This window comes from Marinomonas dokdonensis, from assembly GCF_052747885.1.
This window is the reverse complement of sequence record NZ_JBRAND010000002.1, coordinates 602,013-618,810: the sequence shown is the minus strand read 5'-3', so window position 1 is coordinate 618,810 and position 16,798 is coordinate 602,013. Positions and strand designations below refer to the sequence as shown.

Annotated in this window: 12 protein-coding genes; 4 read left to right on the top strand and 8 right to left on the bottom strand. The window is 44.7% G+C overall.

Annotation, left to right across the window (positions count from 1 at the left end):
* Positions 1-212 precede the first annotated feature (212 nt).
* Genes ACUM5Y_RS07395 through ACUM5Y_RS07385 form a run of 3 tightly spaced genes read left to right on the top strand, consistent with a single transcriptional unit; the run spans position 213 to position 5,947 of the window.
* Positions 213-1,436, top strand: a complete 1,224-nt coding sequence (locus tag ACUM5Y_RS07395; protein WP_445976219.1) for an efflux RND transporter periplasmic adaptor subunit — start codon at positions 213-215, stop codon at positions 1,434-1,436.
* Positions 1,437-1,439: 3 nt separating this feature from the next.
* The gene (locus tag ACUM5Y_RS07390; RefSeq protein WP_445976218.1) at positions 1,440-4,553 is read left to right on the top strand and encodes a multidrug efflux RND transporter permease subunit; all 3,114 of its coding nucleotides are present in this window, start codon (positions 1,440-1,442) and stop codon (positions 4,551-4,553) included.
* Positions 4,550-5,947, top strand: a complete 1,398-nt coding sequence (locus tag ACUM5Y_RS07385; protein ID WP_445976217.1) for an efflux transporter outer membrane subunit — start codon at positions 4,550-4,552, stop codon at positions 5,945-5,947. The genes ACUM5Y_RS07390 and ACUM5Y_RS07385 overlap by 4 nt, the downstream gene beginning before the upstream one ends.
* A gap of 79 nt (positions 5,948-6,026) precedes the next feature.
* Here the strand turns inward: ACUM5Y_RS07385 and ACUM5Y_RS07380 are convergent, their stop codons facing one another.
* The gene (locus ACUM5Y_RS07380; RefSeq protein ID WP_445976216.1) at positions 6,027-7,193 is read right to left on the bottom strand and encodes an MFS transporter; all 1,167 of its coding nucleotides are present in this window, start codon (positions 7,191-7,193) and stop codon (positions 6,027-6,029) included.
* A 149-nt stretch (positions 7,194-7,342) separates the two neighbouring features.
* Between ACUM5Y_RS07380 and ACUM5Y_RS07375 the strand changes: the two genes are divergently transcribed.
* The gene (locus ACUM5Y_RS07375) at positions 7,343-8,224 is read left to right on the top strand and encodes a LysR family transcriptional regulator (protein ID WP_445976215.1); all 882 of its coding nucleotides are present in this window, start codon (positions 7,343-7,345) and stop codon (positions 8,222-8,224) included.
* 112 nt (positions 8,225-8,336) lie between these two features.
* Here ACUM5Y_RS07375 and ACUM5Y_RS07370 read toward each other — a convergent pair whose 3' ends face one another.
* The 7 genes from ACUM5Y_RS07370 to atzF all read right to left on the bottom strand — a co-directional run bounded on the left by ACUM5Y_RS07370 (position 8,337) and on the right by atzF (position 16,786).
* On the bottom strand, positions 8,337-9,785 hold the full coding sequence (locus tag ACUM5Y_RS07370) for a uracil-xanthine permease family protein (protein WP_445976214.1): 1,449 nt from the start codon (positions 9,783-9,785) through the stop codon (positions 8,337-8,339).
* A gap of 115 nt (positions 9,786-9,900) precedes the next feature.
* Positions 9,901-10,668 (bottom strand): M15 family metallopeptidase, encoded by a 768-nt coding sequence (locus ACUM5Y_RS07365; RefSeq protein WP_445976213.1) that lies wholly within the window; start codon positions 10,666-10,668, stop codon positions 9,901-9,903.
* Between the two features lies 1 nt (position 10,669).
* Positions 10,670-11,947 (bottom strand): TRAP transporter large permease, encoded by a 1,278-nt coding sequence (locus tag ACUM5Y_RS07360; protein WP_445976212.1) that lies wholly within the window; start codon positions 11,945-11,947, stop codon positions 10,670-10,672.
* Positions 11,941-12,426, bottom strand: a complete 486-nt coding sequence (locus ACUM5Y_RS07355) for a TRAP transporter small permease (protein WP_445976211.1) — start codon at positions 12,424-12,426, stop codon at positions 11,941-11,943. Before ACUM5Y_RS07355 ends, ACUM5Y_RS07360 begins: the two co-directional genes overlap by 7 nt.
* Before the next feature lie 45 nt (positions 12,427-12,471).
* Positions 12,472-13,497, bottom strand: coding sequence for a TRAP transporter substrate-binding protein (locus ACUM5Y_RS07350; protein ID WP_445976307.1), 1,026 nt, complete (start codon positions 13,495-13,497; stop codon positions 12,472-12,474).
* Between the two features lie 160 nt (positions 13,498-13,657).
* Positions 13,658-14,569: a LysR family transcriptional regulator gene (locus ACUM5Y_RS07345; RefSeq protein WP_445976210.1), complete on the bottom strand. Its 912-nt coding sequence runs from the start codon at positions 14,567-14,569 to the stop codon at positions 13,658-13,660.
* Positions 14,570-14,956: 387 nt separating this feature from the next.
* Entirely contained in the window at positions 14,957-16,786 is a 1,830-nt protein-coding gene (atzF, locus tag ACUM5Y_RS07340; protein ID WP_445976209.1) for an allophanate hydrolase, read from the bottom strand.
* Positions 16,787-16,798: the final 12 nt, after the last annotated feature.

The window sequence follows — 16,798 nt, the reverse complement described above, 5'->3', positions numbered from 1 at the left end:
TATGTATTAAGACCATGATTTACATAATATTTTTAGTAATAAATGTGCAAACAATTTGCCTTTATTTGACTTTACACTAATTTACCTTGAAAGCAAAGTTTGCGCATTGTGCAATCTTTGATGCTTCCCTATTATTCCCCTACCGTCCGACGTCATGCAGCAAATGCCAGCATCGGACTTTTTCTTCGCTGTCACATCAAGGGTAAATATTAATGAAAAACGACAATCGACACTGGTTTAAACAAAGTCTTCTGGTTATTGCTCTACTTGCTTCCCATGGTGCACAGGCCGACGGTCCACCAGCGGGTGGCCCACCAACCGCGCAATCACGCTCTGTTGGTATTATTGAAGTCGAGCAACAAAGTGTCCCTATCATTGTCGAATTACCAGGCCGCTCTGTGGCCTATGAACAAGCGAATATTAGACCTCGTGTTGAAGGTGTGGTCATCGAGAAACTTTACGAGCCGGGTAAGCTCGTTGAAAAAGGCACACCTTTATTCCAACTAGACGATTCAACGTATCAAGCCAGTGTCGCTACATATGAAGCCTCCGTTGCCGAAGCGGAAGCGGATTTGCCTGTTAAGCAAGCTGCTTATGATAGAGCGAAGAAACTGGAAGGCTCTGGCTACACCTCCGACGATGTGGACTCAGCAAAATCCTCCTTAGCATCGGCTAAAGCCACACTACAAACCGCAGAAGCCGCATTGAAATATGCTCGCACACAACTGAGCTGGACCACCATCACAGCGCCGATCCAAGGCATTGTTGATGTGTCTGATGTATCGCTAGGGGATTTAGTCACAGCGGGGCAAAGCGATAACTTAACCACGGTTACAACCCTAGACCCTATCTATGTCGATATGGTGGCGCCGGTTGCAGAAGTGTTAAAAATGCGCCGAAACATCGAGAAAGGACTGGTCCAAGAAGGCACGAAACTCTCTGCAAGCTTACAACTAAGCAACGGTGAAACTTACCAAGGCACGGGGATGCTTGTGTCTTCTTCCCCTACTGTCTCGACTACCACAGGTGTGGTGACTGCACGTTTTCAGTTCGACAACCCTGATCATGTGATTCTGCCCGGCATGTTTATCCAAGGCACCTTGCAACCTGGTACTCAGCAGGCTTATTTAATTCCGCAAAGAGCTGGAACTCATGGTGCTGATGGCAAGTTGTCAGTATTTGTTGTGAATGATGAAGGCAAGGCCGAAATCGTTAAGCTCGACACTCTTGGGAGCTACAACAACAATTGGATTGTGACATCCGGCTTAACAGCTCACCAACAGCTGATTGTTGATGGTCAGAAAAACCTAGTGGAAGGCAGCGACGTTGACCCTGTGCTGGTGACCATCCAACAAGATGGCACCACTGTTGATGTTGATCCTGCTGATTCTTCAGCCTCAGCACACAGTGCGCAGATGACTCAGCTGGAGAAGTAAACCATGACACAGTTTTTTATCCATCGACCTGTTTTTGCTTGGGTATTAGCAATCACGGTGATGATTATCGGTGCCTTTGGCTTACAAAGTCTGGCCATCTCACAATACCCAGAAGTTGCCCCAACCTCGGTGAACATTAATGCCACTTACTCGGGTGCCTCAGGTGAAATTGTCGCGAACTCAGTTACCTCGGTAATTGAAGACGGCATGACAGACCTTGACGGTTTGCTGTACATGACCTCGACTTCTAGTGAAGGCAGCTCAAGTATATCCCTAACCTTTGACAGTGCGGTTGACCCAGACATTGCACAAGTACAGGTGCAGAATAAGTTACAGCTGGTGGAAGGCTCGTTGCCAACCGCTGTGACCAGCACAGGAATTTCAGTTACCCGCTCTAGCAGCAGTATTTTATTGGTGGGTGGATTAGTCTCCACTGATGGTAAATATACAGATGTTGCCTTGGGTAATTTATTTTCTGACAAGATGCAAAAACAGCTGGAACGCCTTGAAGGGGTGGGTGATGTTAACTTGTTCGGTAGTGAATATGCGATGCGTGTTTGGTTAGACCCAAGCAAGCTGTATCAATATTCCCTAACACCAAGTGATGTGACCGACGCCATCAGTAGCCAAAACACTAACGTCACCGTTGGTTCCTTGGGTGCGACGCCAAGTGTTGAAGGTCAGCAGACTAAGATTTTGCTAAAAACACGTTCACAACTGACGTCTGTCAGCGATTTTGAAAACATTGTATTGATGACGAACGATGATGGTTCGTCGGTATTTTTAAGCGATGTTGCCAGAATTGAGCTTGATAACGATGACTACGATGTTACCTCCATTTACAACAACTACAACGCGGTGGGCTTTGGCGTAAACTTGTCTACCGGTGCGAACGCGGTAGAAACTTCAGAGCGCGTTCACAGTACCATTTCTCAGTTGTCTGAAGGTCTTCCTCAAGGCATAGAAGTTGTTTATTCCTACGACACAACGCCTTTCATTGAAAAATCCATTACGCAAATTTTCCATACCTTGATCGAAGCCATTGCTTTGGTATTTATCGTTATCTTGGTATTTTTGCAAAGCTGGCGAGCCACCTTGATTCCTACAATCGTGGTGCCAATTGTATTATTGGGAACCTTTGCCATTCTGGAAGCAGCGGGTCTAACTCTTAATACTCTCACCATGTTCGCGCTAGTACTGGCCATCGGTTTGTTGGTGGATGACGCCATCGTCGTGGTCGAAAACGTTGAGCGTATCATGGAAGAAGAAAACCTCAGCGCCTTGGCGGCCACCGAAAAAAGTATGAAAGAAATTTCCTCTGCTTTGGTGGGCATAGTGATAGTACTGTCATCGGTATTCTTACCTATGGCCTTTATGAGCGGCTCCACGGGGATTATTTATCGCCAGTTCTCGGTGACCATTATTTCCGCCATGGTGTTGTCTCTGTTCGTGGCGCTTATCTTAACCCCGGCCATGTGTGCCACCTTGCTCAAACCGTCCCATGGTAAGCCTAAAAACGTTGCAGCGCGTACCTTCAACAAGGCGTTTGACCGTTTAAACCTGAACTACTCTGGTAGCGTTGCACGCTTCTTGAAAAGCCCCTTCCGAATGCTGCTATCCGTTGCACTGATTGGTATTGCCTGTAACTACTTATACCAGCAGTTGCCTTCTAGCTTTGTCCCAACAGAAGACCAAAGTATTCTGATGGCCACCGTGTCTTTGCCAGAAAATGCCACTCGCGCACAAACAACTAAGACTGCGACCGCCCTCAAAGATTACCTATTGAATGAACAAGGTGATTACGTTGAAGGTGTGTTCTCGCCTATTGGTTACAGCTTTGATGGTAGTGGTCAGAACAAAGCCATGGCGTTTGTTAAGCTAAAAGATATTTCCGAGCGTCCTAATAAATCGGCTGCACAAATTGCTGCTGAGGCCAACGGACACTTTGGTAGCGGTCGTTATGGACAGGTTCTGTTCTTGCAACCTCCGGCTATCCAAGGTCTGGGAACGTCTAATGGTTTCCAAATGTACCTGATTGACCGTGGTAACAATGGTATTGAAGCCTTACAGCAACAAGCTCAAAAGCTAGCGGCTGACGCCCAGCAGTCGGGGCTAGTGACTGCCGTACGAGGCTTTGATGCCAACACAGCCACTCAGCTGACCATGGACATCAACGCTCAGCAAGCCCAAGCATTTGGCCTAAGTCTGTCTGATATTAATGACAACTTGTCGATCATTTTTGGTGGCGAATACGTCAACGATTTCGTTCTAGATGGCAAGCTTCGTAACGTTCGAGTCAAGGGCGACCAAGAACACCGCATGCAGCCGGTTGATATTAACGATTGGTACATGCGCAACAGTGACAACGAAATGGTGCCAATGGCCGCTTTCAGCCAACAAGTTTGGGGGGAAACCATCACCACGCTTTATCACCATAACGGTGAAATAGCGATTTCTTTAGAAGGTTCTGCCGCACCCGGTGCGACCTCTGGGGAAGCTATGGATGAAATGGCCCGCTTGGTAGACGCACTTGGTCCTGATTACGATTACGCTTGGGCAGGACTGTCTTACCAAGAGCAAATTGCCGGTGACCAAGAACTCATCTTGTACCTACTCTCTGCAATTGTGGTATTCCTTGCCCTTGCGGCGCTTTATGAAAGCTGGTCAGTACCTTTGGCTGTGATTCTGGCAGTGCCAATTAGTGTTCTTGGTGCGCTATTAGCCACTTGGATCTTTGGTCAGTCCAATGATGTTTACTTCAAAGTCGGTATGTTGACCACCATAGGTCTAGCGGCCCGTAACGCGATTCTGATCATTGAATTTGCTGAAAGCATGCGACAGCAAGGCACAGACATTGTGGAAGCCATTATTACCGCTGCCAAAATGCGTCTACGCCCTATCCTGATGACCACATTCGCCTTTGCTTTTGGTGTTTTACCTTTAGCAACCGCCGATGGCACTGGGGCTAACGCACAGAACTCCATTGGTACTGGCATGCTTGGTGGAATCGTGTTCTCAGCAATTTTCGGCATCCTGATGGTGCCCGTCTTATACCTCGCCATTATGAAGATTGTTGATATGGTGAAAAGTATCGGCAAGAAGGAAACAGTAAAATGATGAATTTATTAAAAATAGCGCCCTTCATATTGTTAACCGGTTGTGCCGCGGTGGGTCCTGATTGGGAAGCGCCAACAACAGAGTTGGAAAGCACTTTCGTGAGCGGTGAAAGTAGCAGTATTAACGATGTGGCTTACCAAGCTTGGTGGCGAGAGTTTAATGACCCAACCCTAACCGCTTTAGTGGAAAAGGGTTTTGAGCAAAACCTGAGCATTTTGCAAGCGAAAGAACGTATCCGTGAAGCCAATGCCCTATTGCGTGAAACAGGTATTAACTCTGCTCTAGATGGTTCTTTGTCCTATGACAGATTACGTTCTGGTGGGCAAAACGTGTCAACCTCAACCAGTTCCAGCGCGAGTTTAGATGCTGAATTTGTTATCGACTTATTTGGTGGTATTCGCCGCGAGCAAGAGGCGGCTCAAGCCTATTTGGCCGCTGCTCAGGCTGATATCGGCACAGAGCGTTTAGCTTGGTTAGCAGAGTTGATTGAAATGTATGCGGATGCCCGCTACTACCAAAAAGCCGCTGAGCTTACTGAATCCACCATCACAACTCGCCAAGACACCCTAGCCATTACCCAAAGGCAATTGGATAACGGCTTGTCTACCCATTATGAGTTGGCCGAAATAAAAGCCGCGTTACAAACTGCTCAAGCGGACCTACCGGGTTATCAAGCTCAGTATCAAGCAGCGGTCTTTGCCTTAGCAACCTTGATGGATGAACCGGCTAAACAGATTTTGGAAACCATGGAATCCAGCGCGGATCAGCTAACCCTGCCCACAACTATTGCTACAGGCATTCCAGCAGACTTGCTGCGTAACCGTCCTGACATTCGTTATTACGAAGCTATTTTGCACCAACAAGTGGCAAAAATAGGGGCAGAAGAAGCGGACCTCTACCCTTCTATCAGCTTAACGGGCTCGGTTTCTCATGCCAATTCTGCCGATAGCTGGAGCTTTGGCCCCTCTATTTCGCTAGGTTTGTTTAATCGCGGCTTACTCAAAGCACAACGTGATGCACAGATTTCTGCCGCTAATCAGGCTGAGATTGACTGGCGTTCCAGTGTGCAAGATGCGGTAGAAGATGTGCATGTTGCCCAATCCAACTTCACTCTGTACCTGCAACAATCTGAGTTGTTAAAGCAAGCAGCAGAGTCCTACAGTACCGCGCTTGAGCTTGGACATAATAATTTCAAGAATGGCGCCATGACCTTGCTTGACTTGTTGGATACCGTCCGCTCCGAAGCCAGCACGCAAATCAGTGCAGCTTCCGCTCGCAATACTACCCTGCAAGAATGGGCTGCCTTGCAAATAGCCATCGGTGCTGGGGCTGGATTTGCAGATATAGAACAAAACAGTGAAGAAACGAAGGTAGAAACGGTCGCTCAACCTTAAGTACAACAGACTTAGTAAGCTACCCAAAAACGGAAAAGCGTTCACCGCGCTTTTCCGTTTTTTAGTCTGCTTAGGCTAGTTATTCACTGGATCTGCCCTCAAGACGGGCCGACAGCCTAGTTAACAAAATCGCTACCAAGACAATAACTGCTCCTATCCATGAGGTATCCATTAGTGTCATGCTCTCTACCACCACACCGCCGACGATAGAACCTATGGCGATTCCCACATTAAAGGCAGCTATGTTTAAGCCTGATGCAACATCCACCGCATTTGGCGTATATTTTTCAGCCAGCTGGACCACGTAAACTTGCAGACCTGGCACATTACCAAAGGCAAACGCCCCCCATATCAATACCGTTATGACAGCAGCAAGCGGTTGTGCTGCGGTGAATGTAAAGGCCAACAACACCAATGCTAATGCACTAAAAATAATCTGTAGTGCTTTAACTGGCCCCATACGATCGGCCATTTTACCGCCGAAAATATTGCCTATGGCTACAGACAGACCATATACCAACATAATTAAGCCAATAGCACTGGGCGCAAAGCCACTCACTTGCTCAAGTATTGGTGCTAAATAGGTAAAGGCGACGAAGGTGCCACCATAACCAACAGCGGTCATGGCATACACTAGCAACAACCTTGGCTGAGTAAGCACAGTGAGTTGTTCAGTAAATGTCGCTGGTGTTGCTTGTTTTAAATTCTTCGGAATCAGCACGGCACTGCCCAACGAGGCAATCACGCCTAATATCGCCACCACTAAAAAGGTCGTATGCCAGCCAAACCATTGACCGATATAAGTACCAAGCGGCACACCAGTTACCAAGGCTACTGTTAAGCCGGTGAACATAATAGCAATGGCACTGGCTGCTTTTTCTTTTGGTACTAGGCCCGTGGCAATGGTTGAGCCTATGGAGAAAAAGACCCCATGCGCTAAGCCGGTAAGAATACGTGCCATCACCAAAGTGTTGTAGCCCGGCGCCTGCCAAGCCAGCAAGTTGCCAACTACGAATAGCAACATGACACTTAATAGCAATGATTTCCGATTCCAGCGCCCAGTTAAAGCCGTCAACACTGGTGCGCCAATGGCCACACCGAGGGCATATAAACTCACCAGTAACCCTGCTGAGGGTAAGCTAACGTTTAGATCTTCTGCCATAGTGGGTATGAGCCCAACAATGACGAATTCTGTGGTTCCAATCGCAAAGGCGCTCAGCGTCAATGCAAGCAATGCTAAAGGCATAATACAAGTCTCTCTGTTAAGTTTTGATCGCGCCATTATGCCCATCATGTTTATTGTCAAAAACAGCACATATTACAAATAATATTTGTCATATCCGCAATAAAAGACAAAAATTACGCCTTCACTCAAATAGCTGTTGAGGTACTAGTATGCTCACCCGATCGGATGATTTAGAGATCTTGCTGACTGTCGTCAATAGTGGCGGTTTTTCAGCCGCTGCTGAACTATTAGATATCCAAGTAGCCCGTGTTTCGCGAGCCGTGAGCAAGATAGAGAAGCAATTGGGCGTTACCATACTTAACCGCACCACTCGGCGCATTGAACTTACCGAAGAAGGCCGCCTATTTCTTGACGCTATTCGTCAGGGTATTCATCAGATCAACAAGGCTGAAGAGGATATTATCTCTCAAGGGGAACTGCCCCAAGGTCGTTTACGAGTGGATGCCGCCAGCCCCTTTGTGTTTCACCAAATCGTGCCTCTAGTACAAGCTTTCCAACAACACTACCCGCATATTCAGTTGGAGCTTACCTCCAATGAAGGTATTGTTGACCTCATTGAGAAGCGTACTGACTTAGCCATTCGCATTGGCCAGTTACCTGACTCAACTCTTCACGCGACGCCTTTGGGGATGAGTAGTTTACACCTAGTGGCTTCACCGAATTATTTAGCGACGCGCGGCGTCCCCAAGCACACCAGTGATCTACAGGAGCACAGTATTATCGGCTTTACTGGCCCAAAAATCCTCAATGAATGGCCTTTAAAAGGCTTCACCATGCAGCCAGCGAATCTAACCTCCAGCAATGGGGAAACGGTTCGACAATTAGCTTTGGCTGACAATGGCATTGCTTGCTTGTCTGGATTTATGGTCAATGACGACATTACCCAAGGTAACCTCATCTCTATTTTGGCTAATGAAAAAATCCCTCACCCTAAAAGAGAGCAAATTAATGCGGTCTATTATCGGTCTTCCAGCGTAGCCAAACGCATCTCCGCTTTCATTGAATTTATAAAGCCAAGGTTAACACTTTAAAAATGTTGCTTATTACTCTGCTATCTACACCTTCAAGTTTTAATAAGACACAAAAAAGCCCCAATAATGATCCATCACTATTGGGGCCATAAATGCTATTTAGAGCTAGCGATTAAGCATGAACTTCTTTCGCTTCTACTGTAGAAACATCCGCTTGCTCAGCTTTCTCAACAGCCTCATCGACTTGGTCTGCTTTCACTTCTTCAGGAATCGCAAGGTTAAGTACAATGGCGATACTTGCTGCTGGTAATAGACCCGTAGCCAACAAAGACTTAACAACTGGGTGGGCGTGTTGCAAAGCGCTTGGCTCAAGCATAAGGCCTAAACCAACGGAGACAGACAGCGCAAAAATCAGCATATTGCGCGAGGTCCAATCCACATCTGCCAACATTTTCACGCCTGAAGACACCACCATACCAAACATAACGATGACACCACCGCCTAATACAGTAATTGGGATACTGGCGATGACTGCACCGATTTTGGGAATTAGGCCACAAATAATCAGGAAGATGCCACCAAAGGTGACAACATGACGGCTCATGACTTTCGTCATGGCGATCAGACCAACGTTTTGTGAGAAGGAAGTATTAGGTAATGCTCCGAAGAAAGAAGAAAAAGCAGTACCCAAACCATCCGCAAAGGTAGCGCCTTTAATCTCAACATCTGTTGCCTCACGGTCAGCCCCCCCCTTGGTAATACCAGACACATCACCAACGGTTTCAATGGCTGAAATTAAAGACATGAGAGTCACACCTATAATGGCGGTCATAGTGAACTCAATACCAAATGGCAGGATCTTAGGAAGCTCAAAATAGCCCGCACGAGCCACATTGCCAAAGCTTACTTGCCCAAACATATAAGCAACCACGTAACCTACGATAAGGCCAATTAACACTGAAGATACAGACAGCATGCCTTTACAGAAGAACTTAAAGCCTAAGGTCGTCGCAATAACAACGCCAGCAATTAGCCAGTTCTCTAGGCTACCAAAAGCAGGAGTATTCATGGCTGGAACACCACCAGCGGCATACTGAACACCCACTCTTAATAGAGAAAGGCCTATCATCAATACGATAAGGCCAGTCACTAAAGGAGGTAATGCGAAGCGTAAACGTCCGACAAATGGCGCGATGGCGGCTTGTACCAAACCACCCACCAAAACCCCGCCAGTGACTACCGCCATGGCGGCGACACCTTGGCCAGCAACCAATGGTATAAGAATAGGAATGAATGCAAAACTGGTGCCTTGAACAATAGGAAGACGAGAGCCCACAGGGCCTATGCCGATGGTTTGTAGCAAGGTCGTGATACCTGCTAAAAACATACACATCTGCATCATGTAAACCATATTACCGAAGTCTGGAGAGTTCGAACCAAAACCAAAACCCGCGGCACCACAAATAATAATCGCAGGGGTTACGTTGGCAATGAACATGGCTAAAACATGCTGAATCCCTAACGGAACCGCAAAGCCTATCGGTGGTGTGTAATTTGGGTCGCGTAATTGTTCTGGTGTACCCAACAAAGAATTTGTTTGAGAGCTACTCTCTTTAGGCATAGTTCTGCACTCCATTGATAATTTTGACTACACATGAAGAAAAGCAAGATCCATACCCATTTTCAGACACCACTAAAAGTAATGTATATTTGATTCTCTCGATAATTATGCATAACTATGGCATGGGCCTGATAAAGTCACTCCCTACTATCTCACTTTCCCATTGTCGAATAATATCTCTTGGCCGCGTTACACCATAATTCGCCTGCGTATTGCCTGTTCGATAAGCCCATAGCTGATTACCAAAGTCGTAATGCCACCACTCACTGGGCAAATTTGTAAAACCAGCCTCTGTCATTGCATGAAACAGAATCCGTCGATTACGCTGAGCTTCTGTATTTTCCCAACGAGAAGCCTCAAGTGCATCTGTCCAAGAATCTTGACTTGCTTCGTCAAAATGCGTTCCCATGTCGATAAAGCGACCAATATTGTCACACAAGGTCACATCTATTGAACCGCCAGTGAGATGTGGGCTAGGCGACTTGACATCGGTACTAGGGGGAGACACTAAGCGCTTTGCCTTCTCATGCAAATATTCTTCTGGGCACTCAGGGTACGACTTTTTAAGAATATTAATCAAAGTATCAAACAAGTACTGCTGTACGGAGAATGGCCGCCAGCCATCTAACACTACTAGCCTTGTCCTCTTTGGCAATAAACTTACTACTTCATGAAGCTTTTCAAATACTGTTTCCCGGACAAAACATTCAGGAATTGCATTGGCTATACCCATTTTTGCATAAAAAGGATATGTAACAATTTTGCCCGAAGTGCTTAGCGGTATTAATGCCTCACCATTATCCTCAATTGTGATTTTCCTATAGTCATTCCATGAAAAATCACAGGTTTCAGGAATCTTTTTTTGCTCTTGATTACGACACATATCAATTAAACACACTCGGCAGGTATAGGGTTAAGCTAGGAAAGCAGATAACAAATAGCTGAGCTACAATCGCCACTAAAACAAAGGGCCAAATACTCTTGAACATTTCTGTAATTTCAATTTTACTCACAGCCGCAGCGACAAATACACATGCCCCCATTGGTGGAGTAATCAAAGCTATCGTTATGTTTATCGTAATAACCACCCCTAAATGTACAGGGTCTACTCCCGAAGCAATGGCGACAGGAAAGAATACAGGTGTCAGTAACATTAATGCCGATACCTCTTCCATTAACATACCAATGAAAAAAGTAATGAGGCTTAATATAAGCAAAACAACCATGGGATTCTGACTATAAGGTTCTAGGTATGCAGCGAGTTCCGTCGGCAGCTGTGCATATGCAAGCAACCAACTCACGATAGATGAGGCTGCAATGATCACAAAAATTGTACCTGTCAAAATCGCCGTATCAACCAAGGCAAGGCACAGTTTAGAAAACGATAAACTTCGATTTAACACCCCTAGTATTAACGCATACGCCACAATTAAAGCACCGGATTCAGTAGGTGTTACGAAACCAAAAACAATACTAGAAACGATGATAAAAGGCGCAATTAATGCTGGAGCAGAATACCAGAAGGCCAGCAAGACCCCTTTAAGACTCGCTTTTTCATTTTGACTTTGGATACCAACTTTTCTTGCGTAAATATAATTCATGATCAAAAAGGCGCCGCCAAGCAATAACCCCGGAAAGACACCAGCAAGAAATAAGTCCCCAACGGATGTATTAGTAAGTGACGCATAAAGAATCATAAAGATACTTGGAGGGATAATTGGCCCTATCAATGAACTTGCAGCAGTTAACCCCGCTGCATAGCTCGTAGAATAGCCCTCTTTTTTCATTGCTGGCACCAATAACGACCCTAGAGCCGAAGTATCCGCCACGGCTGAGCCGTTTACGCCAGCAAAAAACACACTCGACACGACATTCACATACCCCAATCCCCCTCTTAGATGACCTACCAGAGAGTTTGCCAACTTGATTAACTGTGATGTTAACCCTGATGAGTTCATAAGGTTGCCGGCAAAAATAAAGAGTGGGATTGCCATGAGTGCAAATGAATTAATACCTGAAAAAAACTGCTGCGGTATCATTCGGAAAGCCAATGAAAAATCGACAAAATAAAAGCCAACGATAGAGGCTAGTATTAGGCAAATAAAGAGCGGTATCCCTAATAAAATATTAACTAGAAAAGTTATAACAATTGCAATTAGCATGACGCCGCGCCTTGTTTAGATTGAGGAAAGGGCCCCTGCAATAAGACCATGAAAAATAGCGCTCCGAAGCCAATAGGGACCGAAAGCATTGGAATTGTTTTGCTGATACCAAGACTCATGCTTGAAAATTTACTTAAGGACAAAGCATATTGCGTACTAATGTAAGTAAAAAAGAGGGCCACAGCTAAAACGATGAACCACTGGTATAAACGAATAAGGCGTTTTATCGAGACATTTACAGCCGACTCTATAAATGCAACTTTCATGTGTTTTGATTCAACATAGGCACATGACATGGCGAGCATCACACTGGCAATAATGCCATATCGTGAAAGCTCGTCTGACCAAATGGGAGAATGGTTCAAAATATAACGGGTAAATACACTGTATAAAATCAGCAATACGTTAAGTGCTAAGATAGACACGGATGTCAGTAAAAATAAACGGTACAACGTTGTTCGGATAAAAGTTAGATTCATGCAAGCCTCATAACGGCGCCCTAAGGCGCCGTGATAATAATGTTATTATTGATTAAACCCTGCATCTTTTAATGCTAAATCTACCCACTTCTGATCAATTCCTTCTTCTTCTAACCACTTAAAGAAAGATGGTTGACCAAGTTTACGAAACTCTTCTAGCTCTTCAGCAGTCGGGCGATACACCTCCATACCTTTTTCTTCTAGATACAAAATCCGTGTTTCTACTTGGTTCTGTACAGCTTTACGATTAATTTCGTTCGCTTCTTTTACCGCTTCCAACAAGGCTGTTTTATCATCCTCACTTAAACTATTTAACAACTCATCATTACCAACCAAAAACTGATCCGAGTATTGGATATTCGCTAGAGTCATGTATTTTTGAACTTCAAACAGGCTGCCCAGAATAATGTACATAGGCGGGTTCATTTGACCATCCGCCACACCAGTTTTTAACGCTAAGTAAACTTCCGTCCAAGGAATAGGCGTGCCTGATGCACCGAAAGCGTTATACAAAGCAACCTGACTCTTATCCATCGCTCTATAACGTAACCCTTGAAAGTCTTTAGGAGATTTAATTGGATGCTTATTATTGGTAAATGCTAGGAAGCCACCTTCTTCCACCACCGCCATAAGATGACCGCCGGTTCGCTGATAGAATTCATTTTGAATCGCTTTCCAGTATTCGCCTTCGTCAAAGAATTCACGTGCATGATCAAAGTCACTAAATAAGAAAGGGATCGCACTCACAAAAATTTCAGGCATCAAAGGAGAAACACCACCAAATGAGGCAATATTTAAGCTAGGTGTATTTAGAACTTGCTCCATACGCTCTTCTTCTTCACCCAACATACTATTTGGGTATAGTTTTAAAGTAATCTCTCCATCTGTCTTTTCTGCAACTAGCTTTTTAAGATTGTTTGCAAATAGATGTACTGCATTTTTATCTTCATCCGCAGCGCCGTTATAACTTAAGTTAATTGTTTGCGCTTGTGCAGAAAATGACATTCCTGTAATTGCTACACCTAGGGCCATTGCCTTAATCAAACGTGTTTTCGTTAGTAATTTGCTCATTGCTTTCATCATTAAATTCCTTAGTGGCTTTAAAGTAATAAACTCTCTAAACATTTGTACTGACCTGCACAATCAACATAGACTTGAGGTGTTGACACCACAAGCCATCAAGCGTTGCAATTTAGTCAACAGCATAGATAAAAATATATTCCTCTAACTCTTAATGAGCCAAAAATGCCATTGTTTCCGATAGATGGTCTAGTAACGCTTGGGAGGCTAAGGTTAGAGGCCTATTCTCAATACTTAATACTCGTACTTTGGCTTGAGCGAAAAGATCACTCTTCATTGGAACAACAACAATGACTCCTTTTTCAATTTCTTCACGCACAGTTAACAAAGGCATAAAAGTAAGGCCTAACCCCGACATCACAAAATTCTTCAGTGCCGCAACAGAGTTCGTTTGAAGACGAGGCGTAAGTTTTAAATGATTAAGCTCTTCCGCCAACGCCACCAATCGACCCATACCTGTTGATTTGTCTAACAACGCCATAGGATGTTCGGCAATTTCATGAAAAGTCACAGGTTCCTTGTGCTTCGTCAAAGGATGATTAGGGGGCGCTATAAGCTGCAAAGGGTGATTTGTTTCTAAGTGACAATACAATTTAGGAGTATTAACAGAGGCATAAGTTAACGCAAAATCAATATGGTCTTCGTGCAGTAACTGAACAGCATCTTGCGCGCCAGCCATTTCTACTGAAAGCTGAATCCCTTTATTTTTTTCCAGAAAGGATTGCAACGAAGAAGAGATCAAATCACCAATAATACCTTCTCCTACAGCGATCCTGACCTCGCCCGTCCTTAGATTAAGTAAGTCATTAATCCTAGATAAGGCAACCCGCTCACTGGCAGACATCTTGCGATAGTAAATTAGTAGTTCTTCTCCTGCTGGGGTAATTGGGTTTCGATTATTGGTTCTGTCCCAAACCGGCAACATAAGATTCTCTTCTAGCTGCGATAACAATCGACTAACAGCAGAAGGGTCAACATTTAACCTTGCAGCAGCTTTTCTGAGCGTTTTATAACGGGCAATAGCATTAAGGTACTCTAACGCCCTTGGTGTTATTTGATGCATAAATAGCCTTTGAATATATATTCACATTGAGAAAAACAACTCTTTTTCCGAGTCAGATTATATTCATTGAAAAATAAAAAGGTTAAGCATGATATTCAACAACAATTTCCCAGCCCTATAAGAGTTCAAAAAACCAGCAGCCTATCTTAACCTATTATTCCAAAGCACAATCTAACAACACGAATGCGTACATTCGGATAAATAAGTGCACCATCACATTAATATCGTATTGGTTGGCTTATTCAGGAAGTCTACAATATTAATTTTGTCCTTTTCCCTTAATTTACTTTAGTTTTAATTCTTAACGTCCAGTTTCAAAGAACCATCTAAAAAGTCAACCTTGAAGTATCTCAGGCTGACTTTTGATGTCTTGAATTTAACTGTTTTTTAGGCACCTTTGGCATCTAAATAGGCTTTCCACCCCCCTAATTGGCTAATGTTTGTGGCATTTTCAATACCATAAGGTTCACAGATAAAGCCTGTGACTTGACTGCTATCCGCAAGAGTTACCTTTCCGATACCAAGAGGTGCGGGAATACCAGCAACAAAGCTGCCAAAGTTTGCACTGGGCATGGTCCAGATTTCCACGTCAATGGCTGTTCCCTGTTCCGCAGAGCTTAGCACTAAAGCAGGACGATATGGAGGGCCTCCTGCCAATTCATACATGTCATAAATGGGGGCAGTCTTGGCTTTAGTTTTCAAGGTCGCTCCACGCTCAAGCAGCTGCCAATTGAGGGGCTGCCCCTCTAAATGGGCACCGCACACTAACACATCGATAAACTGGTTATCTTGCACTGGTGTTTGATTTTTAGGGGTGGCTATAACGCCTAAAGTACCTTTATTTAATGGCATAGCTTGCTGAATCCGATTAGCGATCGACATCAACATGCGATCACTAAAGGTGTTCCCTACTAGAGTCACACCAAACGGCATACCTGCGTCAGTCATAACGGTAGGCACTGCGATAGAAGCCAGATCAATTAAATTCATGAAGTTGGTGTAATAACCCAATTCACTGTTGCGTTTAATCGGCTCTTCTAGCATTTCAGCAATGGTAAAGTGACGACCTGCAGTTGGGGTCAGTAAACAGTCCACTTCTGCCAATTGTGCTAAACAAATTTGTTTCAAATCATTAATGCGGTATTGAGCCTTGAATAAAGCCGTCGCTGGGGGTTGGCCACCAGGCTCTATGATGGCTCTTACCACTGGAAAAATAGCATCTGGATTTTCATCAATAAGTGGTTGGGTTGCCAAATAACGCTCAGAGACCCAAGGCCCTTCGTAAAGTAATTGGGCGATTTCATCAAAGGGTGCATAGTCTATTTCTTGGAATTCAAAACCCTTAGCCTTAAGTTTATCTAAGGTGGCAAGGTAAGCCGCTTGATAGGCCGTATCCCCAAAGAATTTCAATTGCGACTCAGGAATCACACCGACTTTAAGAGGCCCTGTGCGCAAACCATAATGCCTTGCTTGGTTATCAAATGGGTTCACTCGACTATAGCCGTCTTGTGGGTCAAAACCTTCTGCAGCGGCTAGAGCTGTATTGGCATCATCTGTGTTGTAAGCAAAGATAGTCATACAATCTAAGCTTCGACAAGCAGGTAACATGCCGGTAGAAGACAACAAACCTATGCTGGGTTTAACGCCAACTAGATTGTTAAAACAAGCTGGTACACGGCCTGATCCTGCGGTGTCTGTCCCTAGGCTAAAACTTGCTAACCCTAGCGCCACCGCTACCGCAGAGCCTGAACTGGAGCCGCCACTTATGTAGTCATAATTGAATGAATTATGGCAAGCTCCGATCGGTGAACGCGTGCCATTTAAGCCAGTTGCAAACTGGTCTAGGTTGGTTTTCCCAACCGGAATGGCACCAGCATCAATCAATTGTTGCACTACTTTAGCAGACGCTTTTGGCGTATAAGCAAACTCTGCACAGCCCGCTGTAGTTGGAATTCCCGCTAGATCAATATTGTCTTTTATGGCAAATGGAATTCCCCATAAGGGATGGGATTCGAGATCTTTTTGACTCAATTGCTCCAGCCAAACCGCCTGCTCTTCCTCTGTCAGCAGGTGTATCCAAATATTATGCTGTTGATAATGTTTAGCACGTTCACGAATATCCGCCATGACTTGTTGTGGGGTTTTTGAAGCATTTTTATAGGCTTCTCGTAAGACCTCGAAGCCCATATCTATATTTTTGTTAACATCTACATTCATGTTTTGTTCTCC